Genomic DNA, 25,863 nt, shown 5'->3' with positions numbered 1-25,863 from the left:
GGCTCACGCCGGCGCGTGGGCGGCCCGGGTGAGTGCGAGGGATCGGGTGGAGTCGCCGAGCACGTCGGTGCTGTCGCAGAACTGGTCCACCGATCCCGTCGGTGCCAGCGACCGCACCGACGGGCCGACCGTGCCCAGCAGCGCGTCGGCGAACCGGCTCGCGCCGATCACCCGGAACGGCCGGTCGAAGTACGGCCGTACGGAGGGCTCCAGCGGCTCGGTGAGCGCCAGGCGGTTGTGCAGCGCGGCCACCCGCTCGTAGGCGCGGCCCAGGTGCTCCTCACGTTCGCGCCAGCCACGCGCGGACAGCGCCGCCGCGAACATCTCCCCCAGCTCGGCCGACCCGGACATTCGGGCGAACGCGCTGCCCAGCCACTTGGCGTACGGGGGGTAGCGGCGGCGCATGAGCAGGCACAGCCGCATCAGGTCCTCGACGAGGCGGGCGGTGACCACCACCGATCCGAGGTCGTCCCCCACCTCACCGCAGCGGCCGGGGAAGCTCTCGATCTGGGCGACGCGCCGCCACTGGCACGCCAGCACGTACCTCCAGAGCTCGCCGGGATACCAGCGCAGGTTCGCCCGTGCCCTGCCCAGCTCGCCGAGCCCGTCGTGGAAGACCTCGCCGCTGGTCACCTCGGCCAGGCGCTGCCAGGACACCCCCAGCCAGTCGGTCGTGGTGATCTCGCCGCGCGGGTCGAACCCCAGCCGTGCGCGCGCCCACGACCCGAACCCGGTGACAAGGACGCCGTGCCTCACCGGGTTCCGGTCGGACCCGAACGCCGTGGGATACCCCCCGAACCGCTCGGGCAGCCCGGCGTCCAGCCGCGCCGAGAGCCCGGCCACCACGGAGGGCTCCACGAACACCAGGACCCGCGGGCCCCAGTCGTGGTCGGTGGAGCGTTCGGTGTCGAAGGCGAGCACCTCCGAACCGGGGCCGATCAGCGCGGCGCCGTGAGGCACCTCACCGATGAGCGGCTGGACCACCTCCGCGTAGAACGCACGCGACAACTCTCGGCCGGGAACGAAGCCAGGAAGGAAATCGGACATCACTCAATAACTGTGCATGCCGAAGTCCCAAGCTTCACCTGGTTTTCCGAGCCCCCGGTGGCCGTGCCCCGCGCCGCCCCCACCATCATGAGATGGCGGCGGCGACGTCACCGGCCTCGGTGCGCCCGGATCACAGGATGGCGCCCGGACGGTAGGCGGCGGCCTGCGGGTGACGGGCGGCCACGGCGCCCACCCGCGACACGACCTCGGCGACCTGTGCGGCCGCGGCACCGGTGAACGGCGCCGGGTCGGCCAGCAACGCGTCCAGGGCCGCCCGGTCGAGGGGGAACCGCTCGTCCGACGCCAGGCGCTCCAGCAGCAGGTTCGGCGCGCCGCTCTCGCGCATCGCCAAAGCGGAGGACACGGCGTGCTCCTTGATCAGCTCGTGCGCGGTCTCCCTGCCCACCCCGGCCCGTACCGCCGCCATGAGCATCTTGGTCGTGGCCAGGAACGGCAGGTAACGGTCGAGCTCGGCCGCGATCACGGCGGGGAACGCGCCGAACTCCGACAGCACCGTCAGCATCGTCTCCACGAGCCCGTCGAACGCGAAGAACGCGTCGGGAAGCGCCACCCTGCGCACCACCGAGCACGACACGTCGCCCTCGTTCCACTGGTCGCCCGCCAGCTCGCCCGCCATCGAGGCGTAGCCCCGCAGCACCACCGTCAGGCCGTTCACCCGCTCACAGGACCGGGTGTTCATCTTGTGCGGCATCGCGCTGGACCCGACCTGGCCCTCCTTGAAGCCCTCGGTGACCAGCTCGTGCCCGGCCATCAGCCGGATGGTCTTGGCCAGGCTGGACGGCGCCGCCGCCAGCTGCACCAGCGTCGTCAGCACCTCGTAGTCCAGGGACCGGGGATACACCTGGCCGACGCTGGTGAAGCCCGTCGAGAATCCCAGGTGCCGCGCCACCCGCTCCTCCAGCGCCGCCAGCTTGGCCTGGTCGCCGCCGAGCAGATCGAGCATGTCCTGGGCGGTGCCCACCGGGCCCTTGACGCCACGCAGCGGGTAGCGGGCGATGAGCTCCTCCAGCCGGGCGAACCCCACCAGCATCTCGTCGGCCGCCGTGGCGAACCGCTTGCCGAGGGTCGTCGCCTGCGCGGCCACGTTGTGCGAGCGGCCGGCCATCACCACCTCGGCGTTCCCCGCCGCGAGGTCGGCCAGCCGGGCGAGCAGCGCCACGCAGCGGTCCCTGACCAGGACGAGGCTGTCGCGGATCTGCAGCTGCTCGACGTTCTCGGTGAGGTCGCGCGAGGTCATGCCCTTGTGCACGTGCTCGTGCCCGGCGAGGTCGTTGAACTCCTCGATGCGGGCCTTCACGTCGTGGCGGGTCAGGCGCTCGCGCTCGGCGATGGAGCCCAGGTCGACCTTCGCGGCCACGGCCTCGTAGTCGTCGACGACCCCGGGCGGCACCTCGACGCCCAACTCGGCCTGTGCTCTCAGCACGGCCAGCCACAACCGCCGCTCGGCCAGCACCTTGTGCTCGGGCGACCACACATGGGCCAGCTCCGGCGAGGCGTAACGGGCGGCGAGGACATTGGGGATACGCGGCTTGGCGGTCACGTTGCCTCAGTCTATGGGGCCCGGCCCCCGGCGGCGGCGACCGGCCCACCGCCTCATCGCCTGCCCGGGCGGTACCGCCCTCATCCGCACAACGGTTCGGTGACTGTGTACTGAGGAGGGCGACGATCTCGGTACCCCCGAGTCCTGTCAGCCCGCGATGAAGCGCCAGCCTTCGGTGATGGTCGGAGCGTTGGTGGTGCCCCGCTGGGTGCCCTGGTCCCAGCACTTCGCGTGACTGTTCGACGTCCGCACCGTCTGGACGTCATAGACAACGTCGTACGCCTGCACTCCGTACTGGCCGGTCACCCGGCTGTGCGGGGCGACGACGAGGCTGGCGTTCACACCGATGGCGGTGGTCCGTTCCTGCACGATCTGCGTGCTGACACTGGCCTGAAGGGATTTGGTCAGCTCGGAGGTCGTACCCACTGTGGCCGTAATGGTGACCCGCCACGTCCGAGACTGCGATGAAGTGAATGTCGCGTTGATCGGCGTATCGAGGGTGTTGTCGACGACACGGGCGTCGCTCACGTTGAACGCCGGAACCACGGAAACCGAATTGTATCGGTACCCCTCGTAATACGGGGTGCGGCCGATGAGTATCCAACGCCACACGATGTTGGGGTCATTAGGGCAGGAAATCACCGGACCGAAATCGGGGACGGCGTACGCCACACCAGGCGTGACCGCCACTGCCAGCCCGGGGATTAGAACGGTGAGCACCGCGAACGCGGTGAGCCGCCTGCGCCGTCCGCTGAACCTCCCGGCGATTCCAGGTCGCCACCGATTGCGTGCCTCGCCTCGAATCCCGGCCAATCTCTTCCTCCACCTGACCTCGGGCTCACCACGGAGGAAATCCGGTCCGGCCATTCATGCGGCCACGCTGCCGAACCACCTTCACAGGTGCCGATTAGCACCTATAAACGCACACTGTGATCTCGGTCAGGCGGCCTGTCAATAGCTCGATCATGATGATCGCGAACGCCAGGCGGTTCTCGATGGCGTCGATGGCGAACTGGATGTCACGGTTGAAGTTCCGGCCCGTGACATCCAGTTCGATGATCCGTCCGCCGTCGGCCACTCACCATCCGCTATGTGGTGGCCATGCCCCGCCGCCTTCGCCTGGATGGCGTCACGCCGGATAAACGGTGAGATCTTCCCTTCGCCGTCCTTCATCTCCGGCACCCGGATGTACCCGATCGCCGGAAGGAGGCCGCCGGCAGGTACGGCTCCCGCCCGGCAGACCTACGGATAGCAGGTAGGAACGGCTTGAGGTACCAGCCGAAAGCCTCCACCATCACCATCACTGGCCCACCAAGCGCGACGACGATCTCGAAATCGTCGGCATCGTGCATGACACGCCTGCGCTCGTCGCGGCACCCCTCGCACAGGCTGACCGGGTCTCAGGTAGTGAGAAGCGACCACCGCTTCAAGATGCGCGGCGCCTGGACGACGACACCCGCTACCCACACCAGGCCCAGAACATCGCCTCCGCCGATCACGGCTTCTCCTCGAGAAGCGCCGCCCAGCCCCCGGTTTAAGCCGAAATCCGGCTCACCCCCACGGGCGTGAGGAGGACGCCAGGGCGAGCGCGGCCAGTACGAGGGCGGGCAGCTCACCAACCAAGCGGATGTGGTTGCCGAGCGCGACGAACCGGGCCGTGCGGCCGTCCTCGGCTGCGGTGTTGCTCTTCTCCAACCCTCAGCGAGCGGGGTTGGAGAAGAGGACTGGCCCGGGACCGCAGACGATGCGCGGCGTCTCCTTTCTGCCAGAGCTTTCCCGTAGGGCAGTTGATCAGCAGCGCTGGCAGGACGATTCTTTTCTGACGCTCCAGGTGAAGGTGGTACTTCCCTGTCCGCCTCCGTTGGCCGTGACCGTGACGGTGTAGCTTCCTATGTTGCTGAGTGTGCCGATGATCCAGCCGCTTGAGGGGTCGATGGCCAGTCCAGGAGGCAAGCCGGTCGCCGACCAGGTGTACGACCCGCTCCCGCCGGTGGCCTGCATCTGCAGCGCCACGGCGTCCAGCTTGAGGTTGCTCTGGGCGCCCGGGTTGGCGACCGTCGGACTCGGCGAGGGTGTGGGAATAGGAATATCCGGTGGCGGGCAGCTCAGCGATACCGGCTGAGACCCTGTCTCTCTGGTGATGTACTCCGGAGTCCCCGAAAGGTAGTGGACTGTGGCGGTCGCGCGACCCGAGTAGTAGCCCGACTCGCAGACGGTGCCCGGGTTGATGACGCCAAGACCGAACAGGATTATGTTTGCGGGCATGTCCCGGAAAACCTCTGTACGGCCGTTCACTGTTTGGCCGGGGCCGCCGACCAGCCCGTGGTAGAGCAACTCCACGGTGAAGTCGACGCTACGCACTGGACCGTCGCACTGGACACTTACGCCGTAGTGGACGGTCTTGGCGTCAAGCTTGTACGGTGGGTTGTCCGGCCGGATCCACCAACAGACGTGGCCGTCGGGAACCGCGGCGGACACCGGTTTGGCGAAGCCCAGGGAGTTGTGGCCGTCGGGAACCGCGGCGGACACCGGTTTGGCGAAGCCCAGAGACGCGATGACCATGGCAACCGCTGCCACGGTCATCAGTAATCGGGATCTGCTGCGACGCAAGAGTTTGACATACATAATTTATGCTCGCATGGAGACGCCGGAGTCGGCAACGGCCGAGCCTTCGGACGAACGTACCCCATCAAAATATCAACCCGCCGGGGCCAGTTGATATCGGTCGTCAGTGGCCATTTCTTGTGAGGGATACGGCTGCGACGGAAGGGCGGTTGGCGAGTTGCTGATGCTGGGGGGGAGTGGCAGTTAGCAGTGGGCTGCGGCGGGTCAGGAAAGTCTTGATCACGCTCGCCAACGCGGCCCAGTCGGGTGCGGTCATGATCGCATAAGTCCACCAGTCCCCGCCGCCAGCGGCTGCGACGCCGGCACGCGTGAACTCGAACTGTAGAACTCTTCGGACGTTAAGTAAGGGCCGCAGTGCCAACCACTCTGGCTCGTTTGTTCTCGTGGCCAAACGTCCGACGCGTCCGGAGACATCGGATGCACTCCGACAAGCGCTTACCGTGCGACTGAGACGCGCGAACACGTCATCTCCGCTCCCCCACACTCGATCTTTCGGCGGTGATCCAGCAGCCTTCACGACCCCACCTGCCCAAGCCGCTCACGCTACATCGCCCTGGCCTCCCCCGGACTGCTCGCCGCGAGCAACGCACGATGCCGAGAACCGCACACCACCTCATCATGCCGGGAACGGGAACCACAGATAAACGCGGCGGTTCCCGTCTTGAAGTGCATTCCGCCGCAGCAGTGCCAGCACCTGATGAACCCCGTGAACTGATGCAGAGACCGAGCGGGACGCGTCACCTTCCCGGCCCTCAACCGTGAGAACCGATCCCACAGATCGCTGCTGATCAAAGGCTTATGCGCCGCAGGCAGCAAGATCTTCCGCTGACATCGGGGGGCGTTCCGGCAATCACAATTGTGATCATGGACTCGGATCAGGCCAGCCGCGAAACCCTGGTCCATGAGTTGGCGGACCGTCTCACCGCTCCAGGGCAGACCACCCTCGGTGGTGAAACCGTGCCGATTGAGTCTCTTGGCCAGGGCAGTGAAGTTCTGATCGACCACCCAGAGTTCATAGAGAATGGCGAGCATCTGGGCTTTCCCCGAAGCGATGTCCGGTTCATACCGTTCCTCGCTATCCGAGGGGTCACGCAACGTCCGAGTTGGGAAGAGCGGATGTGGCATGCGCCCGCGTCGCACATACCCGAGGTACTCCCCAAAAGGGTGGCAGGCCACGCGCTACACGGTTCCGGTAGGCGTCGCCCCACGCCTCCCCTACCAGGTCGGAGTAGTAGGCGGCGAACTCGAAGTGGATGCCACGGGCGAGTCTTCCCGATGACGTCCGGGCATCCACATCCTCCGTGGCCGACAAGAGTTCTCCGCCTGCCCGCTCGATCCGGGCCACGTGGACGGGGTTGCCCTCACGATCGCGACCGAACCGGGAGAAGTTAAACACGATGATCGCGTGGGCCAGGCGGTTCTCGATGGCGTCGATGGCGAACTGGATGTCACGGTTGAAGTTCCGGCCCGTGACATCCAGCTCGATGATCCGTCCGCCGTCGGCCACTCACCATCGGTACGCGTTGGCCATGCCCGCCGCCATCGCCTGGATGGCGTCACGCCGGATAAACGGTGAGATCTTCCCTTCGCCGTCCTTCATCTCCGGCACCCGGATGTACCCGATCGCCGGAAGGAGGCCGCCGCCTGGTGAGACGATCACGGATCAGAGTCGTACTGACCACAAGGGTGGGCACCAGCACCAGCGTCAGCAACGTCGAGGACACCAGGCCTCCGATCACCACGATCGCCAGTGGCTGCGAGATGAACCCTCCCGACCCGGTCAGCCCGATCGCCATCGGCGTCAGCGCGCAGATCGTCGCGATCGCGGTCATCAGGATCGGCCGCAACCTGCGCCGGCCGCCCTCCACCACCGCGTCCACCACGCTCATGCCCTGCTCGCGGTACTGGTTGATCAGGTCGATCAGCACGATGGCGTTGGTCACCACGATGCCGATCAGCATCAGCATGCCGATCAGCGCCGGGACGCCCAGCGGCGTGTCGGTCAGCCGCAGCAGCCCGATCGCGCCGGTCGCCGCGAACGGGATCGACACCAGCAGGATCAGCGGCTGCACGAAGCTGCGGAACGTCGCCACCATGATCATGAACACGATCGCGATAGCCGCCAGCATGGCCAGGCCCAGCTGCGAGAACGCCTCACTCTGGTCGGCGCTCACCCCGCCGATGGTGTACGTCACCCCGGCGGGCAGCGTCAGCGACTTCATCCTTTCGGTGATCTTCGCGGTCACGCTGCCCAGGTCGCTGGCCGTCGCCGCCGCCGACACCGACGCCGTGCGGGCGCCGTCCTTGCGCGTGATCTGCGTCGGACCGGCGACCTGCCGCACCTCCGCGACGCTCGACAGCTTCACCAGCCCGGAGGCGGCCGGCAGCTTCAGCGCCCGTACCGCCGCCAGGTCTTCGGGGGCGTCGCCGCCGGCCCTGAGGATGATGTCGTTCGGCCGGCCGTCCAGCGTGATCTGGCCGATCGGTGCGCCCCGGAATGCCTGCGCGACGGCCTGTCCGATCCCCGCCTCGGTCAGGCCCTTGGCCGCCGCCTTCTCCCTGTCGACCCTGACCTCGATGCGCGGCGCGCTCGCCTCCAGGTTGGAGCTCACGTCGCGCAGCCCCTCGATCCGCTTCATCGCCGCGAGCACCGTGTCGGAACCCGACTGCAGCGATGACTGGTCAGGACCCTGAAGGATCACCTCGGCCCGGTCGGAGCCGAACCCGCCACCGGCCTGGCCGCCGACGGTCACCTCGCCCACGTCCCGCAGCGCGGCCAGCCGGTCGCGCAGCGTCTGCTCCAGCACCGGGGTGTCCACGCCCTCCGCCACCGTGACCGAGAACGTCGCTCTGTCGGGCGAACCCCCGACGCCACCCGAGAACGTGCCGCCCGTACCCACGTTGACCTGGTACGACGCGATCTCCCCGATGACGGAGAGCACTTCCTCCACCTTCTTGGCCGCCGCGTCGGTGGTCGCCAGATCGGTGCCGGCCGGCATCTTCTGCGTCACCGAGATCGTGTCGTTGCCCGAGGAGTCGATGAAGCTCGTCTTCAGCCCGGGCGCCAGCGCCAGCGTCCCCACGAAGATCAGGAACCCGGCCAGCAGCGTCACGAACCGCCGCCGCGTCGCGAACCTCAGCACAGGGAGGTACATGCGCTGAAGAGGACTGCGCAGCTCCTTGGCCTCCGCCCGCTCCCGTACGGCCCGCGCCTCCCCCTCGGAGAGCCGCGGCGCCCTCAGGAACCAGTAGGCCAGCACCGGGATCACCGTCAGCGCGACCAGCAGCGACGCGAGCAGCGCCACCGTGACCGTGATGGCGAACGGCGCGAACAGCTGGCCGATCATGCCGCCCACGAACGCGATCGGCAGGAACACCGCGACCGTGGTGAGCGTGGACGCCGTCACGGCGCCGCTCACCTCGCGCACGGCCGTCAGCACCGCCTGGCGCTTCTCCTCGCCGTACGCGAGGTGCCGCTTGATGTTCTCCAGCACCACGATCGAGTCGTCCACCACCCGGCCGATCGCGATCGTCAGCGCGCCCAGCGTGAGCAGGTTCAGCGAGTAGTCCCCCACCCACAGCGCGATCAGCGCGATCACCACCGACAGAGGGATCGACACCGCCGTCACGATGGTCGAGCGCAGCGACAGCAGGAACAGCAGGATGACGATCACCGCGAACACCAGGCCGAGCAGGCCCTCGGTGGACAGGTCCTCGATCGAACGCTCGACGTACGGGGCCTGGTCGAACACCACCGTGATCTCGGAGGCGTCGCCGAGCGCCCGCGTCAGCTCGGCCAGCTTGTCGTTCACGTCGTGGGAGATCTGCACAGCGTTGCCGTCGGGCGTCATCGTGATCGACATGCCGAGGCTCGCCTTGCCGTCGGTGCGGGTGACCGTCGTCGCGTCGGCGGGCTTCTCCTCGATCGTCGCGACGTCTCCCAGCTTGACCGGCTTGGGGGCGGCCGGGGCCGCCTGCGCGGTCCGCGCCGCGCCCGCCGCCGCCCGGCCCTGCCCGGCCGACTGGCCCTGACCTGCCTGCTGACCCTGTCCGGGTTGCTGCCCCTGGGCGCGCGATGTCGTCTGGGGCTGCGCGGCGGGAGCCTGCGGCGTCAGGTACAGGTTCTTCAGGTCGTCGATCGAGGAGATCCGCCGCCCGATCTGCACGGTCAGCGCCCTGCCGCCCTCGGTGAGGGTGCCCGCCGGGATCGGCGTGCCGTTGGCCCGCAGGACCTCGGGGATCGACGCCGGCGACAGCCCGAGGAAGGCCATCTTCAGGAGGTTCGGCGTGATGACGACCGTCTGCTTGCTCGCCCCGGTCACCGCGACCTCGCGTACACCGGTGACGCCCTGCAGGTCGGGGACGGCGATGCGCTCCAGCTTGTCGAGCATGGCCCGCTGGTCGCCGCCGTCGCTCACCGCCAGCACCATCACCGGGATGTCGTCGGTGTTGCCCGCCACGACCATGGGCTCCACCCCGCTCGGAAGCTGGGCGCCGAGCCGGGCGACCGCCTGCTGCAGCTTGCCGACCGCGGCCTCGACGTCGGTGCCGTACTCGAACGACACCTGGATCTGGGCCGAGCCCTCCCGGGACGTCGAGGTGATCTCGGTGACTCCGGCGATGCCCTGGAGGCTGCTCTCGATCGGCTTGGCGACCTGCTCCTCGACGATGTCGGGGGAGGCGCCGGCGTAGGGCGCCACCACGAAGGCCCCGGGGAACGACAGCGAGGGCAGCAGCTGTTGCTTCAGCGAGGGGATCGCGAAGGCACCGAACGCGCTGATCACAACCGCGATCATTATGACGAGACTGCGGCTGGCGAGGCTCAGCCTTGCCAATGCGGTCATAGACGTGGACCTTCCGGGATTTTGCGAAACGTGGGAGTTTTGGGCAATGCTAACACTTCGTATTGCACGAATATTTAGCTGGACCGTGAACTCCTGGTAACCTGATCAAGCCCGGGTGGAAGGTGGAAGTGGACGAGAGAGAAGAGCTGGTCGCTCGGATCGTCGAGTCGCAGCACGCCCTCGGGCGGGTCTTCGCCCACGATCGCTCCATGCCGCTGCTCGCCGTCAACCTGACCATGCAGCAGCTCAAGGTCGCTTTGATCCTCGCCAGCCGCGGCTCGGTCTCCGGCCAGGAGCTCGCCCACACCCTCGGCACCGGCCTCGGCACCGTCACCGGCATCGTCGACCGTCTCGTCGCCCAGGGCCTGGTGACGCGCCGCGAGGATCCGAGCGACCGCCGCATCCGCAGGGTGGAGCTGTCCGACGCGGGGCGGCGCATGACCGAGGAGCTCGCCGACGCGGGCCTCACCGGCTACCGCCGCCTGCTCGACGGCCTCGACCTCGGCACCCTCCGGCAGCTCGACGAGGTCATGCGCAAGCTGAGCACGGCAGCCGCCGAGCTCTACGGCACGTGGTGATAACTTCACACCCCATGGTCTCCGAGCATGACGCGCCGGACCCGGACGGCTACCTGAAGGGGTTGTTCTCGCTGTCCGGCCGCACCGCCCTGGTCACCGGCGGCAGCTCCGGCATCGGGTACGCCATGGCCGAGGGCATCGGCCGCGCCGGGGCCGCCCTGGTCATCGTCGCCCGCAGGGAGCGCGAGCTGGCCGACGCCGCCGCCCGCCTGCGCGGCCACGGGGTGCGCACCGCGACCATCAGCGCCGACCTCGGCGACGCCGCGGCCGTCCAGCGCGTGTGCGACGAGGCTGGCACGTTCTTCGGCGAGATCGACATCCTCGTGAACGTCGCCGCCAACAACATCCGCCTCCCCATGGGCGAGCTCACCCCCGACGACTACGACGTCACGATGCGGGTCAACGTCACCGCCCCGTACCTGCTCGGCCAGCACTTCGGGCCCCGCATGGCCGCGCGCGGCTGGGGTCGCATCATCAACGTCGGCTCGCAACAGTCGATCAGCGCGTTCGGCGACAGCGGCGCGTACGGCGTCAGCAAGGCCGCGATCACCGGCCTCACCCGCTCACAGGCCGAGGCGTGGTCCCGGCACGGGGTGAGCAGCAACACGGTCGTGCCGGGGTTCGTGCTCACCCCGCTCACCGAACCGGCACAGTCCATCCCCGGCCGCGTCGAGGCCCTGGCGGCCCGATCGATGACCGGGCGTAACGGCCTGCCCGCCGACTTCACCGGCGCCGCCGTCCTGCTGGCCGGTGACGCGGCGGCCTACATCACCGGCCAGACGATCTGCGTCGACGGCGGCTTCTCCGTCCACTAGACCCCGGCCCAACCGGCGCCGCCTTTACAAAGTAAGTCATCGTGGTCCATTTGACCTGGAGTGCCCTCCAACGCCGAGACTGGAGGGCATGCACGACGCTCATCGACAGCAAGATCGAGATCTACCGCGAGAGCATCGAGGAGAACCACGTATGAAGCAGCGAACCCTCGGCCGGGGCCTGACCGTCTCCTCCCTCGGCCTCGGATGCATGGGCATGAGCGAGTTCTACGGTCAGGGCGACGAGACCGAGTCGACGGCGACCCTCCACAAGGCCCTCGACCTCGGGGTCACCTTCCTCGACACCGCCGACATGTACGGGCCGTTCACCAACGAGCGGCTCGTCGGAAAGGCGATCGCCGGGCGCAGGGACGAGGTCGTGCTGGCCACGAAGTTCGGCATCCAGCGCGCCGAGGACGGCGCCCGCGTCGGCGTCAACGGCCGGCCCGACTACCTCCGCCGGGCGTGCGACGCCTCCCTGGAGCGGCTGGGCGTCGACCACATCGACCTTTACTACCAGCACCGCGTGGACCCCTCGGTCCCGGTCGAGGAGACCTGGGGCGCGCTCGCCGAGTTGGTCGCCGCGGGCAAGGTGCGCCACCTCGGCATCTCCGAGGCCTCGCCCGACCTCGTGCGCCGCGCCCACGCGGTCCACCCGATCACGGCGGGCCAGTACGAGTACTCCCTGTTCACCCGCGACCCCGAGGACCAGATCCTCGCCACCTTCCGGGAGCTCGGCATCGGGCTCGTCGCCTACAGCCCGCTCGGCCGCGGGTTCCTCACCGGCACGATCACCAGCACCGACCAGTTCGACGCCGGCGACTTCCGCGCCTCCAATCCCCGCTTCCAGGGGGAGAACTTCGACGCCAACCACCGGCTCGTCATCCAGATCCAGGAGGTGGCGGAGGCCAAGGGAGTCACCCCGGGACAGCTGGCCCTGGCCTGGGTGCTCGCCCAGGGCGAGGACATCGTGGCCATCCCCGGCACCAAGCGCCGCACCTACCTGGAGCAGAACGTCGCCGCCGTCGACATCGCGCTGACGCGGGACGAGCTGGCGGCGCTGGAGAAGGCCGCCCCGAGGGGCGCCGTCGCCGGCGAGCGCTACGCGGCGGGCAGCGTCCCGCAGATCAGGTCCTGACGGACCACACCACACCGCCGTGTTCGCGGCGAGCATGGCGCCGACGGGCCACCAACGTCGGCGCCATCGCGCTTTCCTGTGAAATTTGTCGGAACCCGGCGGAAGCCGCGGACAGTATCTCTATGTGGATATGTCGATACGCGTCCGGATACGTGATGGGGACAGCGAGGCGTTCGAGTGCCTCTTCGATGAGTTCTCCCGGTCGGTGTACGGCCATGCCTTCAGGCTGACGGGAAACTGGTCGGCCGCCGAGGACGTGATGTCGCTGACGTTCCTGGAGGCCTGGCGGCTGCGGCAACGGGTCGACGCCGAGGGCGGCTCACTGCGGCCGTGGCTGCTGGGCATCGCCACCAACATCGCGCGCAACGCCCGCCGAGCCGCCCGCAGGGCGGACGACGCCCTGTCCCGCATGCCCAGAGGTGAGGACGTTCCCGACTTCGCCGACGAGGTCGTCGGGCGCATCCACGACGCCGAGCGACTGGCCGCGATCCGGCAGGCGTACGGCTCGCTGCGCCGCCCGGAGCGGGAGGTCTTCGCGCTCGTCGTGTGGTCGGGCCTCGACTACGCCGAGGCGGCCGAGGCACTGGGCGTCCCGGTGGGCACGGTCCGATCCCGGCTCTCCAGGGCTCGGAAGAAGCTGGAGAAACTTTCGGCCGGAATGGAACCCCCACTCCCGCCCCGACAGGTAAGAGGTGACCGCGACATCGCGGTCCGGTCCAAGAAGGAGGAGCACCAATGAACGCAGGCGAGCGAGACGAGCTGGCCAGGCTTCTGCCGTTTCAGGGCGAGCCGGAGCTCCCCGAGGGCCGGCACCGGCAGATCAAGGAGTTCGTCATGACCGAGATCCATCAGAACGACCGACCCGCCAAGCCGAAGTGGCGCCTGTCGCGCCCCGCCGTCCTGGCCCCGGTCCTGGCCTCCGCCACCATCATGGCGATCGCCGTGCCGCTCGCCTTCGGCGGCGGTGCCCAGGCCTACGCCGTCACCAAGACGGACGACGGACTCATCAGCATCACCATCAACGAGGCCAAGAAGCCCAAGGACCTTCAGGCGGACCTTCGGGCCATGGGCCTCAACGCGGTCGTGGACTACGTCCCCATGGGCAAGGAGTGCAGCCCGCAGCCCCGCAGCCAGGACTTCGTGTCCGATGAGGAAGCTCCCCTCGCCGTCCCTCCGCGGAATGGCCAGGACTTCACGATCGACCCCAAGGTGGTCAAGGCCGGCCAGACCGCGGTGCTGGAGTTCAGCGTCTACGAAGGTCCGGACATGACGATCGCCCAGGGCTCGGCGCACGTCTCTAACGGACCCGTGGCCGACTGCGTGCTGGTCGACAGCACCGAGGCCCCGGCCGAAAACGGCTGATAGCCCAGTCTCGGGCCGGCCGGCCCCCGGCCGGCCGGCCCGCTATGGGCGGCGTCATCACCCGCCTCAGCCGTTGCCCCGGGCCTCCGCCGACAGTTCCCGCGCGCGTGCCAGCAACTCCGCCGCGTCGGTGAGGTCCTGCTCGGTGGGGGCGTCGTCCTGGGTCAGCTTGAGCCGCCAGTATCCGGTGAAGTCGATCGACCGCTTGTCCACCCCGCGGTCGCCGACCAGGTGCCGTCGCAGCGCGCGCACGGTGCCCGCCTCGCCGGCCAGCCAGGCGAACACCCTCCCTGCGGGGAACTCCACCGCGCGCACGGCGTGGAGCAGGGCGTCGCCCTTCCCGGGCGGAACCTCGCCGCGGTGTACCCAGCGCACGCTCACCTGACCGCGCGTGGCGAACGACTGCTCTTCGGCCGCGTCCGCGACCTCGACGCAGGCCACCGCCCGGAAGCCCTCGGGCAGGGCCTCGATCAGCGTGCCGATCGCCGGCAGCGCCGCCTGGTCCCCGGCCAGCAGCAACCAGTCGCTCGCGCCGATGGCGGCACTGAGCGGGACAGGCCGGGCGAACATCGCCGACGGGCCGAACATCCCGAGGACGTCACCGGGCCGCGCCGACCCCGCCCACCGCGCCGCCGGGCCCCCATCCCCGTGCAGCACGAAATCGATGTCGACCGTCCCGCGCTCGCGGTCGCGGGCCCGGATGGTGAAGCTGCGCGTCCACGGCCGCTCGTCCTCGGGGATCGCGTTGAAGGCCTCGTACCACCGCCCGAAGTCTCCGCCCGGCTCAGGAAGCCGGGGCACCGCCTGACCCGGCTTCGGGAAGTACAGCTTCACCTGCTGGTCGGGCTCATCGCCGATCGCGCCCGCGACCTCGCCCGCGTCGAAGGTGACACGCGCCATGTGCGGGGTGACGCGCCTGACACCGGTGACCGTGATCAACGAGACGGCCAGCTCCATTGAATCCTCCATGGGTGAAAAGGGCCGGCTAGGCCGCGGCGCCCTTCAGATAGGCGCGCAGATGCCGGGCGGTGAGCGAGTCCCCCTGGGAGACCAGGTCGCCGGGCGTGCCGGTGAACACCACCTGGCCGCCGTCGTGGCCGGCTCCCGGCCCGAGGTCGATCAGCCAGTCGGCGTGGGCCATCACGGCCTGGTGGTGCTCGATGACGATGACGGTGTCGCCGTCGTCCACGAGCCGGTCGAGCAGGGCCAGGAGCCGTCCCACATCGGCCAGGTGCAGGCCGGTGGTCGGCTCGTCCAGCACGTACGTCGTGCCCTTCTCCGCCATGCGGACGGCCAGCTTGAGCCGCTGCCGCTCGCCCCCGGACAGGGTCGTGAGCGGCTGCCCGAGACCGAGGTAACCGAGGCCCCCGGCGTCCAGCCGGTCGAGGATGGCCCGGGCGGCGCCCGAGGGGAAGAAGCCGAGCGCCTCGGCCACCGGCATGGCCAGCACCTCGCTGATGTCCTTGCCGCGTAGCTTGTAGGTGAGCACCTGGGGGGTGAACCGCCTGCCCTCGCACTGCTCGCAGACCGAGGCCACCCCGGCCATCATGGCGAGGTCGGTGTAGACCAGGCCGATGCCCTTGCAGGTGGGGCAGGCGCCCTCGGAGTTCGCGCTGAACAGGGCGGCCTTGACCCCGTTGGCCTTGGCGAAGGCGGTCCTGATCGGGTCGAGCAGGCCGGTGTAGGTCGCCGAATTGCTGCGACGGGACCCGCGGATCGCGGACTGGTCGACCACGACCACGTCCTCCCGGTGAGCAAGGGAACCGTGGATCAGCGAGCTCTTGCCCGATCCTGCCACGCCGGTGACCACGGTCAGCACGCCGAGCGGGATGTCGACGCTCACGTCCTTGAGGTTGTGCAGGCGGGCGCCGGTGATCGGCAGCCGCGCGCCGGGCGTCCGTACGCGCTCGCGCAGCCGGGCCCGGTTGTCCAGGTGGCGCCCGGTCAGGGTGCCGGACCTCCGGAGCCCCGCCACGTCGCCGGTGAAGCAGACCTGTCCCCCGGCCGGACCCGCCCCCGGTCCGAGGTCGACCACGTGGTCGGCGATCTCGATCACCTCGGGCTTGTGCTCGACGACCAGGACGGTGTTGCCCTTGTCGCGCAGCCGCAGCAGCAGGTCGTTCATGCGCTGGATGTCGTGCGGGTGCAGCCCGGCCGTGGGCTCGTCGAAGACGTAGGTGACGTCGGTCAGGCTGGAGCCGAGATGCCGGACCATCTTCACCCGCTGGGCCTCGCCCCCCGACAGGGTGCCCGACTCGCGGTCGAGGCTGAGGTAGCCGAGGCCGATCTCGACCAGGGAGTCCAGGGTGTCGAGCAACGTGCCGAGCAGCGGCGCGACCGACGCGTCCTCGATGCCCCGCAGGAAGGTGGCCAGGTCGCCGATCTGCATGGCCGAGCACTGGGCGATGTCGCGCCCGTCGATGGTGGAGGCCAGCGCGGCGGGGTTGAGCCGGGTGCCGCCGCACGCGGGGCAGGTGGTGAACTTCACGGCCCTGTCGATGAACGCGCGGATGTGGGGCTGCGCCGACTCGCGGTCCTTGTCGAGGTAGATCCGCCGCACCTTGACGACGAGGCCTTCGTAGGCGGCGTTGACGTTGCCCACCTTGATCTTGGCGGTGGGCTTGTACAGCAGGAAGTCCTCCCACTGGGTGGGGCTGTAGTCCCTCAGCTTGACGTCGGGGTCGAAGAACCCCGACTGGGCCATGATCTGCCAGTACCACGAGCCCACGGCGAAGCCGGGGACGGTGATCGCTCCCTCGTTGAGCGAGAGGCCGACGTCCACGAGTTCGCCGACGTCGATGTCCGACACCCGGCCCAGCCCCTCGCATTCGGGGCACATGCCTTCGGCGCTGTTGAAGCTGAAGGCGGCCGAGGTGCCGGCGTGCGGGGTGCCGAGCCGGCTGAACATGATGCGCAGCATCGTGTGGGCGTCGGTCGCCGTGCCCACCGTGGAACGGGAGTTGGCGCCCATCCGCTCCTGGTCGACGACGATCGCCGCGCTGAGGTTGCGCAGGGCGTCGACGTTGGGCCGGCCGAGGCTCGGCATGAACGACTGGACGAACGTCGTGTAGGTCTCGTTGATCAGGCGCTGCGACTCCGCGGCGATGGTGCCGAAGACCAGGGAGGACTTCCCCGACCCCGAGACGCCGGTGAAGACGGTGAGCCGCCGTTTCGGGATGTCCAGCGAGATGCCGGCCAGGTTGTTCTCCCTGGCGCCGCGGACCTCGATCACGCCATGGCTGTCCGCGGCGTCCCGCCGGGGCGGGCTGGACGGATGGGGGTCCATATGATCGCTCCTGATATCCTTATGGCGTAAAGAGATAGCCCGGCAAAGTTACTTTATGCCATAAGGAGTTGCAAGTGGTCGTCTACGCCGGACAGGGCGATGCGCACCGTTCGATGGCCCTGCTGTGGCGCGCGGCGGGGCCGGCGCCGGTCCGCACCGGTCCGGGACCCAAGCCGGGGCTGAGCGTGGACCTGATCGTCGACACGGCGATCTCGGTCGCCGACGCCGAGGGAATGGCGGCGCTGTCCATGCGCGCGGTGGGCGAGCGGCTCGGCCGTACGGCCATGGCCCTGTACACCTACGTCCCCAGCAAGAGCGAGCTGGTCGACCTGATGTACGACCGGGCGCTGGCCGAGCTGCCCACCGGGTACGAGCCGGGCGCGGGCTGGCGGGCGGCCACGACGGCCTGGGCCGAGGACACCTGGGCGTTCTACCTGCGCCATCCCTGGGTGCTCCAGGTGTCCCAGGCGCGTCCGGTGCTCGGGCCCAACGAGTACGTCACGCTCGAAACGCTGCTGCGGATCCTTGACGGGACCGGGCTGGACGCCGGGATGCTCCGGCGCCTGGCCGGGACGCTGTCCCACTTCGTGCGCGGCGCGGCGCAGACGATCGCGGAGTCACGACAGGCCCCGGCGGCGACCGGGGTGTCCGACGAGGAGTGGTGGCTCGCCCGCGCGACCGTGCTGGAGCGGTTCGCGCCCGACTTCGCCGAGCGGTTCCCGATGGTGAACCGGATGCGGCTCCGGGCGGCCGAGGACGAGCGCGCGGACACGGCGCGGGACGACAGCGTGCCCTACCTCGAAAGAGAGGCGCGCAAGACCTTCGAGGCCGGACTCGCCGTCGTCCTGGACGGCATCGAGGTCGCCGTGCGGGGAGCCGGGGCGCGACCGTCGGCGTGATCCTCGTCGCGGCGAGCGGTACGGCCCTGAGCGGTACGGCCCTGAGCGGTACGGCCCTGAGCGGTACGGCCCTGAGCGGTACGGCCCTGAGCGGTACGGCCGCCTCGATCACCGGCGACCGCCTTTACTTTGTAGATTCGCGGCAGGTGCCGGGACATGTCCCTTCACAAACCACCGTCGCGGTCTGTGCAGAAAATGTGACATTTAGTGGTGATTTTCCCGGCACTTTGACGGGACGTCACTCCAGGCGCGCCATGCTCTGTGAGGAGGAGGTTCCCGTGACGCACAAATCGACTCGGCCACGCATCGTCGTGGGCGTGAGCCACTCCCCCGCCGCCAACGCCGCACTGATCTGGGCCCTCGGCGAGGCCCGGCTGCGAGACGCGGTGATCCAGCCCGTTCACGCCTGGCAGTGGTCCGGCCAGCATCGCGCCTCGTACGCGCCGATGGGCTCCTGGCGCTCCCACGACGACGAGTACGAAGCGGCCAGGGAACAGACCCGCGCCATCGTCGCCCAGGTGGCGTCGATCGAGCCCATCGTGGCGCAGGGCCCGCCGGCCCAGGTGCTGCTCAACCACTGCGAGGGCGCCGCGATGCTCGTGCTCGGCATCCGCAGGCCCGAGGCGGGCATCCCCGTGGCCGCCACCCCGGTGCTCGCCGCGTGCGTCATGGGGGCCCGGTGCCCGGTCGTCGTGGTCTCTCCCCACGCGGTCGCCGCACGGGCGTTCCAGCCGTACGACGAGAGCCTCAGCGGGGCGCGGACCGGGTGACCGACGCGGTGGCGTCACCGGCGTGCGGGCCGGAGCCGTACACCGCGGCCAGCTCCGACACGGCGGTGGCCATCATCTCGCGCAGCTCGGGCGGGCCGAGCACCTCCAGGCTCGCGCCCATCCGCAGCAGGAGCCAGCAGGCGTGCCTCACCGACTCGATGGGCAGGCGCAGCACCGTCCAGCCGTCCTCACCGGGCGGCCCGGCGTCCGCCAGCGCGGCGTCGACCGGCCGCGTGCCCGCCGTCACCCGCAGCAGCCCCTCCGCCCCGGGCGCCAGCCGGACGGTCGCCTCGGCGGAGTACATGCGGTCGCGGAAATCGCTCGCGTAGGTCTGCCAGAAGTCCGCGAGATCGAAGCCCTCGGGCCGGGCGAAGCGCTCGGCCAGCACCTCCACCGAGACGACGCGCGAGATGCGGTACGTGCGCGCCTGCGCGTCGTCCGGAGCCGCGACCAGGTACCACGAACCCCCCTTCAGTACCAGTCCGTACGGGCGCACCTCCCGCACGACCTCGGCCGGGCCCCAGCGGCGGTAGAGCATGCGGATCCTGCGCTCCTCCCACACGGCGTCGGCGATGGCGCCGAGGTGGGGGACGTCGTCGGCGTCGCGGTACCAGCCGGGGACGTCCAGCAGGAACCGGTCGCGCATGCGCGAGGCGTGCGAGCGCGGTTCGGGGGGCAGGGCGGCCAGCAGCTTGAGCTCGGCGGCGGCGGCCACCTCGCCGAGGCCCAGCTCGGCGGCCGGGCCGGGCAGTCCCGCCAGGAACAGCGAAGAGGCCTCCTCGGCGGTGAGGCCGTTGAGCCGGGTGCGGTAGCCGTCGAGGAGCTGGTAGCCGCCCGCCGGCCCTCGGTCGGCGTAGACCGGGACGCCGGAGGACGACAGGGCCTCCACATCGCGGTACACGGTGCGCACCGACACCTCCAGCTCCTGCGACAGCTCCGCGGCCGTCATCCGGCCGCGTGTCTGGAGCAGCAGGAGAAGGGACAGGAGCCGGCTCGCGCGCATGCCACCCAGTCTCCCTGATTTGCCAAACGAACACCAACAATGTTCATATGAACGCATGGACCGCTTGCGGGCAATCATGGATGCCCTGATGACATCGGACAGCGTGTCGGTCGCGGAGCTCGCGGCCGAGTACGGCGTGTCCGAGATGACCATCCGCCGCGACCTCGACGAGCTTGCCCAGCAGGGCGTGGCCCGGCGGATCCGCGGCGGGGCACAGAGCCTGCTGCTGCGCGGCGAGGAGCCGCCGTTCGGCGTCCGCGAGCACGAGGCGCCGGACGGCAAGCGGCGCATCGCCGCCGAGGTGGCGAGCCTGATCGCCGACGGGGAGGCGGTCGTGCTGGACGGCGGCACCACGGCGCTGGCGGTCGCCAGGGAGATCCACGACCGCAGGCTGACCGTGCTCCCGCTGTCCGTCCAGTCGATCCAGGCCCTCAGCGGCGCGCCGCGCATACGGATGGTGCTCCCCGGCGGCGAGGTGCGGCACGGCGAGCTGAACATCACCGGACCCCTGGCGGTGAACACCATCGGCTCCCTGCGCTTCGACACCGCGGTCATCGGCTGCTGCGGCCTTTCGGCCGAGCACGGGCTGACCGCCCACGACCTGGAGGACGTCGCGGTCAAGCAGGCCGCGATCGGCTCCTCCCGGCGCGTCGTCGTCGCGGCCGACTCCTCGAAGTTCCGCCAGACCGCGTTCGCCACGGTCTGCCCGCCCGGCGACGTCGACGTGCTCGTCACCGACGCCGGCATCCCCCGCGACCAGCACGACGCGCTCACCGCCGCCGGTGTCACCGTTCGCGTCGTCGCATGACCCCCCTGACAGAACACGGCCCGGCGGAACACGGCCCCGCGCTGCGCAGGGCCCGCCTCGCGGTGTACGTCATGTTCCTGATCCCCGGCGTCTCCATCGGCGTGTGGACGGCCCGCATCCCCGCGCTCAAGGAACGGCTGGAGCTCGGCGACGGGCAGTTCAGCCTCGCCCTGCTCGCCATCGCGGCGGGGGCGCTCGCCGGGATGCAGGTCGTCGGGCGCCTGGTCGACCGGTACGGCAGCGCCCGCGTCATGGTCCCCCTGGCCGTGGCCCAGGGCGCCGTGCTGCTGCTCCCGGCCGCGATGCCGGACCTGATCACGCTGGCGGCCTCGCTGGCGCTGTTCGGCGCCGCCCACGGCAGCCTCGACGTGTCCATGAACGCCGGCGCGGTGGAGGTCGAGCGGGCATGGGGACGGCCGCTCATGTCGTCCTTCCACGCCGTGTTCAGCATCGGGGGCTTCGCCGGCGCGGCCCTGGGCGGCGTCCTCGCCCACGCCGGGGTCGGGGCCTGGCCGACGCTCTCCGCCACCGGCGTCCTGCTGGCGGCGGTGGCGCTCCTCACCGCCCGCTGGGCCCTTCTGATCCCCTCCGAACGCGGGACCGGCCGATCGGAGCACGGGACCGGTCAATCGACGCCCCCGGAAAAGGGCCGGCGCGGGGCGCCCCGCGCCAAGGCCCGGGGAGTGCTGTTCCTCGGCGTGCTGGGCTTCTGCTGCATGGTCGGTGAGGGCGCGTCCGCCGACTGGGGGTCGGTCTACCTGCGGGAGGACCTCCACAGCTCGGCCGGGTTCGCCGCCGCCGCGTACGCCGCGTTCTCGATCATGATGACCGCGGGACGCCTGGTCGGCGACCGCCTCTCGGCCCGGTTCGGCCCCGTCGCGCTGGTGCGGTGCTGCGGGCTGCTGGCCGGGGCGGGCCTGTCGGCGGCTCTGCTGATCGGTCACCCGGTGGCCGGAGTGATCGGGTTCGGCTGCTTCGGCGCGGGCCTTTCGTGCATCGTCCCGCAGGTGTTCTCGGCGGCGGGCCACCGCGACCCCGCCCGGGCCGGGCAGGCGCTCGCCCGGGTGGCCAGCCTCGGCTACCTGGGATTCCTCACAGGACCGGTCCTGATCGGGGCCGCCTCCGAGGTGCTGGACCTGCCGCGCGCCCTGGCCATACCGGCCCTGCTCGCGCTGTTCGTCGCCCTGGCCGCCCCGGCCGTGCGCAAGCCCGCGCCGGCCCCGGTCGCCACCGGGCAGGCCCCGGACCACGCCGCCGGCCGCGCGGGCTGACGACGGGCGTCCTGCCCGGTCAGATCGCCTGGCCGGGGTCCTCGCCGGGCAGAGAGGGGCCCGGCGAGGCGCTGCCGCTGTCTCCCGGGGACGGGGACGGCGAGGGCTTGAGGGTGTCGCTGGGCGAGGGCAGGGGCGGCGGCGTCGGCACGAACATCGTCGGCGGGAGCGGGCGGGAGGGCGGCGGCAGCTCGTCCCCCCTTCCGAGCAGCAGCCACGCGATCGCCCCGGTCAGCGTCAGCAGCGCCACCAGGACCGACATGGCCACCAGCACGGCGCGCCTGGTCTCGGTCGCCGGCGGCGCGGGCGGCGGCGGGAGCGGGATCGCCGGGGCACGGTCGCCCAGCCAGTAGGGGACGAAGTCGGGCCCGTGGGTCTCGCCGATCAGCGTGCCGCTGACCAGCACCGTCTCAAGGAACCACTCGGCGCCGACGCCTCCCGGCGTGTAGGGCACCGCGACCCACGGCGCGAGCCCGTCGTCGATGGCGATGATCTGCGGAGCGGCGGCCGGGCCTCGCCCTCGGGCACGCGCGACCCAGCCCCTGACGCCGCGGGCGGGCCCGGCCTGGCGGATCGCCGTCAGGAACCGCTCGCGTGCCGCCGCGTCGAGGGCCGCGCCCCGGGTCAGCAGCGCGATCGAGACCGCGCGCCCCCCGGCGTCCTGCGCGAGGTAGACGAAACCCGTTGCGAGCGCCTGGAGCCGCGCCTGCACGACGTAGGCACCCAGCCGGGGCGGGTCGCCGTACTGGAGCGGAGTGGCCACGGTTGCCATGAAAGCACACCTCGACACTCGGCTCACCGTGACGGTGCCGTGCACCTTTGCGCCGTGTTTGATGGAATGGCCGCATGACCGTTGCGGAAGAACGCAGTGACGGATCCGGGCCGGACGAAGGTGCCGACGCGGACCTCCGTCTCCTCCAGCAGTCCCTCACAGAGGTCCGGCGCGTCATCGTCGGCCAGGACCACATGATCGAAAGACTGCTGGTGGCGCTCCTCGCCCGCGGTCACTGCCTTCTCGAAGGCGTGCCGGGCGTCGCCAAGACGCTCGCGGCATCGACCCTCGCCACCGTGGTGGGCGGCACCTTCGCCCGCATCCAGTTCACCCCCGACCTCGTGCCGAGCGACATCGTCGGCACCCGGGTCTACCACCCGTCCAGCGAGAGCTTCGACGTCGAGCTCGGGCCGGTGTTCGTCAACTTCCTGCTCGCCGACGAGGTCAACCGGGCGCCCGCCAAGGTGCAGTCGGCCCTGCTGGAGGTCATGGCCGAACGTCAGGTCAGCCTGGCCGGGCGCACGCATCCGCTGCCCCGGCCGTTCATCGTGCTGGCCACGCAGAACCCCATCGAGTCCGAAGGGGTGTATCCCCTGCCCGAGGTGCAGCGCGACAGGTTCCTGTTCAAGGTGCGGGTGGTCCATCCCACCGCCGGCGAGGAGCTGGAGATCCTCCACCGCATGAGCGTCTCCCCGCCGCTGCCCGGACGGGTGCTCGACCCCTCACGGCTGCTCGCGCTGCAGAAGCTCGCCGACCAGGTGTCGGTACACCAGCTCGTCGCCGACTACGTCGTACGGCTGGTGATGGCGACCCGATCCCCCGCCGAGTACGGGCTGCGCGACCTGGAGGAGGCCATCGAGATCGGGGTCAGCCCGCGCGCGACCCTCGGCCTGGTCGCGGCGGGCCGCGCGCTGGCGCTGCTGCGCGGGCGCGACTACCTGCTCCCCGACGACGTGCGCGACGTCGCGGTGGACGTCATGGGGCACCGCCTCATGCTCACCTTCGACGCCCTCGCCGACGGGGTCGACCCCGAGGACGTGGTGCGCCAGATCCTGGCCTCCGTGCCGCCCCCGCTCGTCGTCTGGAACCAGGCCCAGCGGTGATCACCAGGGAAGGTCCCGAGGCGCGCTCCGGACGCGAGGGAAGCCCCGAGCACGCCCTGCGCCGCCTGGAGCTGACCGTGGTGCGCCGCCTCGACGGGCTGCTCCACGGGCAGCACCAGGGGTTGGTCCCTGGCGCCGGCAGCGAGATCGGCGACAGCAGGGTGTACGTGCCGGGTGAGGACGACGTGCGCCGCATGGACTGGTCGGTGACGGCCCGCACGACGATCCCGCACGTCCGCGACCTGGTCGCCGACCGCGAGCGGGAGACGTGGGTGCTGGCCGACCTGTCGCCGAGCATGGACTTCGGCACCGCGGCGATGGAGAAGCGCGACCTGGTGATCGCGGCGGTCGCCGCGATGGGCTTTCTGACCAGCCGCGTCGGTGACCGGTTCGGCGCGTACGTCATCCACGGCGACCAGGTACACCGCCTCCCGGCCCGCACCGGCCGTCCGGCGATGTACGCGCTGCTGCAGACGCTTCTGGACGCGCCACGGGGGATGCCCGCCCCCGGTCCCACGCGCCTGGCCGACGCGATCCGGCTGCTCGGCGCCGCGCGCCGCAAGCGGGGCCTGCGCGTGATCGTGTCCGACTTCCTCGACCTCGGACGGGGCGGCGACCCGGGCGGTGAGCGCGAGTGGGAGCGGCCGATGCGCCACCTGGCCGCCCGCCACCAGGTTCTCGCCGTGGAGGTGATCGACCCCCGCGAGCTTGAGCTGCCCGACGTGGGACTGGTCGCCCTCACCGACCCGGAGACCGGGCGCACGCGCGAGATCCACCTGTCGCCGAAGATCCGCCGCGACTACGCCGAGGCGGCCGCGGCGCAGCGGGAGGCCACCCGGGTGGCGCTGCGCCGGTGCGGAGCCGGGCACCTGGTGCTGCGCACCGACCGCGACTGGGTCTTCGACATCGCGCAGTACACGCTCAGGCACCGGCGCACCGCCCACCTCGCCGGGCGGCACCCCACCAGGAGGGCAGGCGCGTGATCTTTCTCTCTCCGGGCTGGCTGTGGCTGTTCGCGGCGCTCGCCCTGATCGTGGGCGCGTACATCTACCTGCAGTTCGTCCGCCGGCGGTACGCCGTGCGGTTCACCAACCTCGCCCTGCTCAGCCTGGTCGCCCCCGAACGGCCCGGATGGCGGCGCCACCTGCCCGCCGCGCTGTTCCTGCTGATGATGAGCCTGCTGGTGCTCGGCGCCGCGCGGCCGGCCGACGCCACGCGGGTGCCGCGCGACCGTGCGACGATCATCGTCGCGGTGGACATCTCGCTTTCGATGGAGGCGGCCGACGTCTCCCCGACGCGGCTGGTCGCCGCCCAGCAGGCCGCGCAGCAGTTCGTCAAGGATCTTCCTGAACGGTTCAACGTCGGCCTGGTGTCCTTCGCGCGCTCGGCCTCGGTGGTCATCTCGCCCACCACCGACCACCTGGCCGTGATCACCGCGATCGGCAACCTGTCCACCCGTCCGGGCACGGCCATCGGCGAGGCGGTGTTCAACTCGCTGGACTCCGTGCGCTCCTTCGACCAGCGGGCCGTGACCGACCCGCCGCCGTCGGCGATCGTGCTGCTGTCCGACGGCGACAACACCTCCGGCCGGTCGGTCAACGAGGCGATCCAGGCGGCGGCGGGGTTCCACATCCCGGTCTCCACCATCGCCTACGGCACGCCGGACGGCACGGTGAGCATCGACGGCCGCGACGTGCAGGTCCCGGTCAACAAGGCGACGCTCCAGTCGCTGGCCGACGGCACCAGCGGGCGCGCCTACACCGCCGAGTCGGGGGACGAGCTGCGCGACGTCTACAGCCAGATCGGCAGCTCGCTGGGCTACCGCGTCGTGCATCAGGAGATCGGCCAGTGGTTCACCGTCGCCGGCATCCTCGCCGGCCTCCTGGTGGCCGCCGCCGCCATGCTCCTGGGCTCCCGCCTGCCCTGACCCCGCCCCGCGGCGGGCCCGCCGATCACGAGCACCGTCCCGCGGTTGGTAACGTCT

At 70.4% G+C, this 25,863-nt stretch carries 25 protein-coding genes; 12 read left to right on the top strand and 13 right to left on the bottom strand.

Translation table 11 applies throughout. The features are described 5' to 3' along the window. Nucleotides 1-3: 3 nt before the first annotated feature. The 9 genes from ACGFIV_RS16340 to ACGFIV_RS16300 form a co-directional block, all read right to left on the bottom strand. The gene (locus ACGFIV_RS16340) at nt 4-1,047 is read right to left on the bottom strand and encodes a DUF4037 domain-containing protein (RefSeq protein ID WP_358551602.1); all 1,044 of its coding nucleotides are present in this window, start codon (nt 1,045-1,047) and stop codon (nt 4-6) included. A gap of 130 nt (nt 1,048-1,177) precedes the next feature. Continuing rightward, nucleotides 1,178-2,608, bottom strand: a complete 1,431-nt coding sequence (gene purB / locus ACGFIV_RS16335; protein WP_392835570.1) for an adenylosuccinate lyase — start codon at nt 2,606-2,608, stop codon at nt 1,178-1,180. Nucleotides 2,609-2,755: 147 nt separating this feature from the next. Beyond that, entirely contained in the window at nt 2,756-3,328 is a 573-nt protein-coding gene (locus ACGFIV_RS16330) for a hypothetical protein (RefSeq protein WP_358551606.1), read from the bottom strand. 187 nt (nt 3,329-3,515) lie between these two features. Beyond that, nucleotides 3,516-3,686: a hypothetical protein gene (locus ACGFIV_RS16325; protein ID WP_358551608.1), complete on the bottom strand. Its 171-nt coding sequence runs from the start codon at nt 3,684-3,686 to the stop codon at nt 3,516-3,518. A 473-nt stretch (nt 3,687-4,159) separates the two neighbouring features. Further along, entirely contained in the window at nt 4,160-4,303 is a 144-nt protein-coding gene (locus ACGFIV_RS16320; protein ID WP_358551610.1) for a hypothetical protein, read from the bottom strand. A 96-nt stretch (nt 4,304-4,399) separates the two neighbouring features. Next, nucleotides 4,400-5,191: an Ig domain-containing protein gene (locus ACGFIV_RS16315; protein WP_358551612.1), complete on the bottom strand. Its 792-nt coding sequence runs from the start codon at nt 5,189-5,191 to the stop codon at nt 4,400-4,402. 585 nt (nt 5,192-5,776) lie between these two features. Continuing rightward, nucleotides 5,777-6,265, bottom strand: coding sequence for a recombinase family protein (locus ACGFIV_RS16310; RefSeq protein ID WP_392835565.1), 489 nt, complete (start codon nt 6,263-6,265; stop codon nt 5,777-5,779). A gap of 55 nt (nt 6,266-6,320) precedes the next feature. Beyond that, entirely contained in the window at nt 6,321-6,740 is a 420-nt protein-coding gene (locus ACGFIV_RS16305) for a recombinase family protein (protein WP_358551616.1), read from the bottom strand. Nucleotides 6,741-6,789: 49 nt separating this feature from the next. Continuing rightward, nucleotides 6,790-10,077 (bottom strand): efflux RND transporter permease subunit, encoded by a 3,288-nt coding sequence (locus ACGFIV_RS16300; RefSeq protein WP_392835561.1) that lies wholly within the window; start codon nt 10,075-10,077, stop codon nt 6,790-6,792. 128 nt (nt 10,078-10,205) lie between these two features. On the opposite strand from ACGFIV_RS16300, the gene ACGFIV_RS16295 reads away from it, so the two are divergent. From ACGFIV_RS16295 to ACGFIV_RS16275, 5 genes are all read left to right on the top strand, one after another. Further along, complete coding sequence (locus tag ACGFIV_RS16295) at nt 10,206-10,655, top strand: MarR family transcriptional regulator (protein ID WP_358551620.1); 450 nt, start codon at nt 10,206-10,208, stop codon at nt 10,653-10,655. 14 nt (nt 10,656-10,669) lie between these two features. Continuing rightward, complete coding sequence (locus ACGFIV_RS16290) at nt 10,670-11,470, top strand: SDR family oxidoreductase (protein ID WP_358551622.1); 801 nt, start codon at nt 10,670-10,672, stop codon at nt 11,468-11,470. A gap of 151 nt (nt 11,471-11,621) precedes the next feature. Beyond that, entirely contained in the window at nt 11,622-12,605 is a 984-nt protein-coding gene (locus ACGFIV_RS16285; RefSeq protein ID WP_358551624.1) for an aldo/keto reductase, read from the top strand. Between the two features lie 130 nt (nt 12,606-12,735). Further along, entirely contained in the window at nt 12,736-13,344 is a 609-nt protein-coding gene (locus tag ACGFIV_RS16280) for an RNA polymerase sigma factor (protein ID WP_358551646.1), read from the top strand. Beyond that, on the top strand, nt 13,341-13,967 hold the full coding sequence (locus ACGFIV_RS16275; protein ID WP_358551626.1) for a hypothetical protein: 627 nt from the start codon (nt 13,341-13,343) through the stop codon (nt 13,965-13,967). Before ACGFIV_RS16280 ends, ACGFIV_RS16275 begins: the two co-directional genes overlap by 4 nt. Before the next feature lie 66 nt (nt 13,968-14,033). On the opposite strand, the gene ACGFIV_RS16270 is transcribed toward ACGFIV_RS16275, so the two are convergent. Both ACGFIV_RS16270 and ACGFIV_RS16265 read right to left on the bottom strand, forming a co-directional pair. Further along, nucleotides 14,034-14,924, bottom strand: coding sequence for a siderophore-interacting protein (locus tag ACGFIV_RS16270; protein ID WP_358551628.1), 891 nt, complete (start codon nt 14,922-14,924; stop codon nt 14,034-14,036). Nucleotides 14,925-14,952: 28 nt separating this feature from the next. Continuing rightward, nucleotides 14,953-17,253, bottom strand: a complete 2,301-nt coding sequence (locus tag ACGFIV_RS16265) for an ATP-binding cassette domain-containing protein (protein ID WP_392835554.1) — start codon at nt 17,251-17,253, stop codon at nt 14,953-14,955. Between the two features lie 74 nt (nt 17,254-17,327). On the opposite strand from ACGFIV_RS16265, the gene ACGFIV_RS16260 reads away from it, so the two are divergent. After that, nucleotides 17,328-18,152 (top strand): TetR/AcrR family transcriptional regulator, encoded by an 825-nt coding sequence (locus ACGFIV_RS16260; protein WP_358551632.1) that lies wholly within the window; start codon nt 17,328-17,330, stop codon nt 18,150-18,152. A 278-nt stretch (nt 18,153-18,430) separates the two neighbouring features. After that, nucleotides 18,431-18,922, top strand: a complete 492-nt coding sequence (locus tag ACGFIV_RS16255; RefSeq protein WP_392835551.1) for a universal stress protein — start codon at nt 18,431-18,433, stop codon at nt 18,920-18,922. Here the strand turns inward: ACGFIV_RS16255 and ACGFIV_RS16250 are convergent. After that, nucleotides 18,900-19,925, bottom strand: coding sequence for a YafY family protein (locus tag ACGFIV_RS16250; protein ID WP_358551636.1), 1,026 nt, complete (start codon nt 19,923-19,925; stop codon nt 18,900-18,902). The two genes, ACGFIV_RS16255 and ACGFIV_RS16250, sit on opposite strands and share 23 nt — an antisense overlap. On the opposite strand from ACGFIV_RS16250, the gene ACGFIV_RS16245 reads away from it, so the two are divergent. Together ACGFIV_RS16245 and ACGFIV_RS16240 are read left to right on the top strand one after the other, a co-directional pair. Beyond that, complete coding sequence (locus tag ACGFIV_RS16245; RefSeq protein WP_392835547.1) at nt 19,924-20,733, top strand: DeoR/GlpR family DNA-binding transcription regulator; 810 nt, start codon at nt 19,924-19,926, stop codon at nt 20,731-20,733. The genes ACGFIV_RS16250 and ACGFIV_RS16245 overlap by 2 nt on opposite strands. Continuing rightward, entirely contained in the window at nt 20,730-22,004 is a 1,275-nt protein-coding gene (locus ACGFIV_RS16240) for an MFS transporter (protein ID WP_392835545.1), read from the top strand. Before ACGFIV_RS16245 ends, ACGFIV_RS16240 begins: the two co-directional genes overlap by 4 nt. 19 nt (nt 22,005-22,023) lie before the next feature. On the opposite strand, the gene ACGFIV_RS16235 is transcribed toward ACGFIV_RS16240, so the two are convergent. Next, the gene (locus ACGFIV_RS16235; RefSeq protein ID WP_392835542.1) at nt 22,024-22,776 is read right to left on the bottom strand and encodes a hypothetical protein; all 753 of its coding nucleotides are present in this window, start codon (nt 22,774-22,776) and stop codon (nt 22,024-22,026) included. A 74-nt stretch (nt 22,777-22,850) separates the two neighbouring features. Between ACGFIV_RS16235 and ACGFIV_RS16230 the strand changes: the two genes are divergently transcribed. The 3 genes from ACGFIV_RS16230 to ACGFIV_RS16220 are packed head-to-tail and all read left to right on the top strand — an operon-like array spanning nt 22,851 to nt 25,806. Further along, complete coding sequence (locus ACGFIV_RS16230) at nt 22,851-23,879, top strand: AAA family ATPase (RefSeq protein ID WP_358561217.1); 1,029 nt, start codon at nt 22,851-22,853, stop codon at nt 23,877-23,879. Next, nucleotides 23,879-24,862: a DUF58 domain-containing protein gene (locus ACGFIV_RS16225; protein ID WP_392835718.1), complete on the top strand. Its 984-nt coding sequence runs from the start codon at nt 23,879-23,881 to the stop codon at nt 24,860-24,862. The genes ACGFIV_RS16230 and ACGFIV_RS16225 overlap by 1 nt, the downstream gene beginning before the upstream one ends. After that, nucleotides 24,859-25,806, top strand: a complete 948-nt coding sequence (locus tag ACGFIV_RS16220) for a VWA domain-containing protein (protein WP_358561220.1) — start codon at nt 24,859-24,861, stop codon at nt 25,804-25,806. Before ACGFIV_RS16225 ends, ACGFIV_RS16220 begins: the two co-directional genes overlap by 4 nt. Nucleotides 25,807-25,863 lie beyond the last annotated feature (57 nt).

The sequence above is a fragment of the Sphaerisporangium sp. NPDC049003 genome (genome assembly GCF_043197795.1).
In the GTDB taxonomy this organism is placed as follows: Bacteria; Actinomycetota; Actinomycetes; order Streptosporangiales; family Streptosporangiaceae; genus Sphaerisporangium.
Note: the sequence above shows the minus strand (reverse complement) of the source record. Positions and strands in the feature narration are given on the sequence as shown.

What these genes read in the sequence shown, in the direction of transcription:
- ACGFIV_RS16340 (WP_358551602.1), bottom strand. Translation starts at nt 1,047, where the DNA reads ATGTCCGATTTCCTTCCTGGCTTCGTTCCCGGCCGAGAGTTGTCGCGT.
- ACGFIV_RS16315 (WP_358551612.1), bottom strand. Translation starts at nt 5,191, where the DNA reads ATGACCGTGGCAGCGGTTGCCATGGTCATCGCGTCTCTGGGCTTCGCC.
- ACGFIV_RS16310 (WP_392835565.1), bottom strand. Translation starts at nt 6,265, where the DNA reads ATGCTCGCCATTCTCTATGAACTCTGGGTGGTCGATCAGAACTTCACT.
- ACGFIV_RS16300 (WP_392835561.1), bottom strand. Translation starts at nt 10,077, where the DNA reads ATGACCGCATTGGCAAGGCTGAGCCTCGCCAGCCGCAGTCTCGTCATA.
- ACGFIV_RS16290 (WP_358551622.1), top strand. Translation starts at nt 10,670, where the DNA reads ATGGTCTCCGAGCATGACGCGCCGGACCCGGACGGCTACCTGAAGGGG.
- ACGFIV_RS16285 (WP_358551624.1), top strand. Translation starts at nt 11,622, where the DNA reads ATGAAGCAGCGAACCCTCGGCCGGGGCCTGACCGTCTCCTCCCTCGGC.
- ACGFIV_RS16280 (WP_358551646.1), top strand. Translation starts at nt 12,736, where the DNA reads ATGTCGATACGCGTCCGGATACGTGATGGGGACAGCGAGGCGTTCGAG.
- ACGFIV_RS16275 (WP_358551626.1), top strand. Translation starts at nt 13,341, where the DNA reads ATGAACGCAGGCGAGCGAGACGAGCTGGCCAGGCTTCTGCCGTTTCAG.
- ACGFIV_RS16270 (WP_358551628.1), bottom strand. Translation starts at nt 14,924, where the DNA reads ATGGAGCTGGCCGTCTCGTTGATCACGGTCACCGGTGTCAGGCGCGTC.
- ACGFIV_RS16265 (WP_392835554.1), bottom strand. Translation starts at nt 17,253, where the DNA reads ATGGACCCCCATCCGTCCAGCCCGCCCCGGCGGGACGCCGCGGACAGC.
- ACGFIV_RS16245 (WP_392835547.1), top strand. Translation starts at nt 19,924, where the DNA reads ATGCCACCCAGTCTCCCTGATTTGCCAAACGAACACCAACAATGTTCA.
- ACGFIV_RS16250 (WP_358551636.1), bottom strand. Translation starts at nt 19,925, where the DNA reads ATGCGCGCGAGCCGGCTCCTGTCCCTTCTCCTGCTGCTCCAGACACGC.
- ACGFIV_RS16240 (WP_392835545.1), top strand. Translation starts at nt 20,730, where the DNA reads ATGACCCCCCTGACAGAACACGGCCCGGCGGAACACGGCCCCGCGCTG.
- ACGFIV_RS16235 (WP_392835542.1), bottom strand. Translation starts at nt 22,776, where the DNA reads ATGGCAACCGTGGCCACTCCGCTCCAGTACGGCGACCCGCCCCGGCTG.
- ACGFIV_RS16230 (WP_358561217.1), top strand. Translation starts at nt 22,851, where the DNA reads ATGACCGTTGCGGAAGAACGCAGTGACGGATCCGGGCCGGACGAAGGT.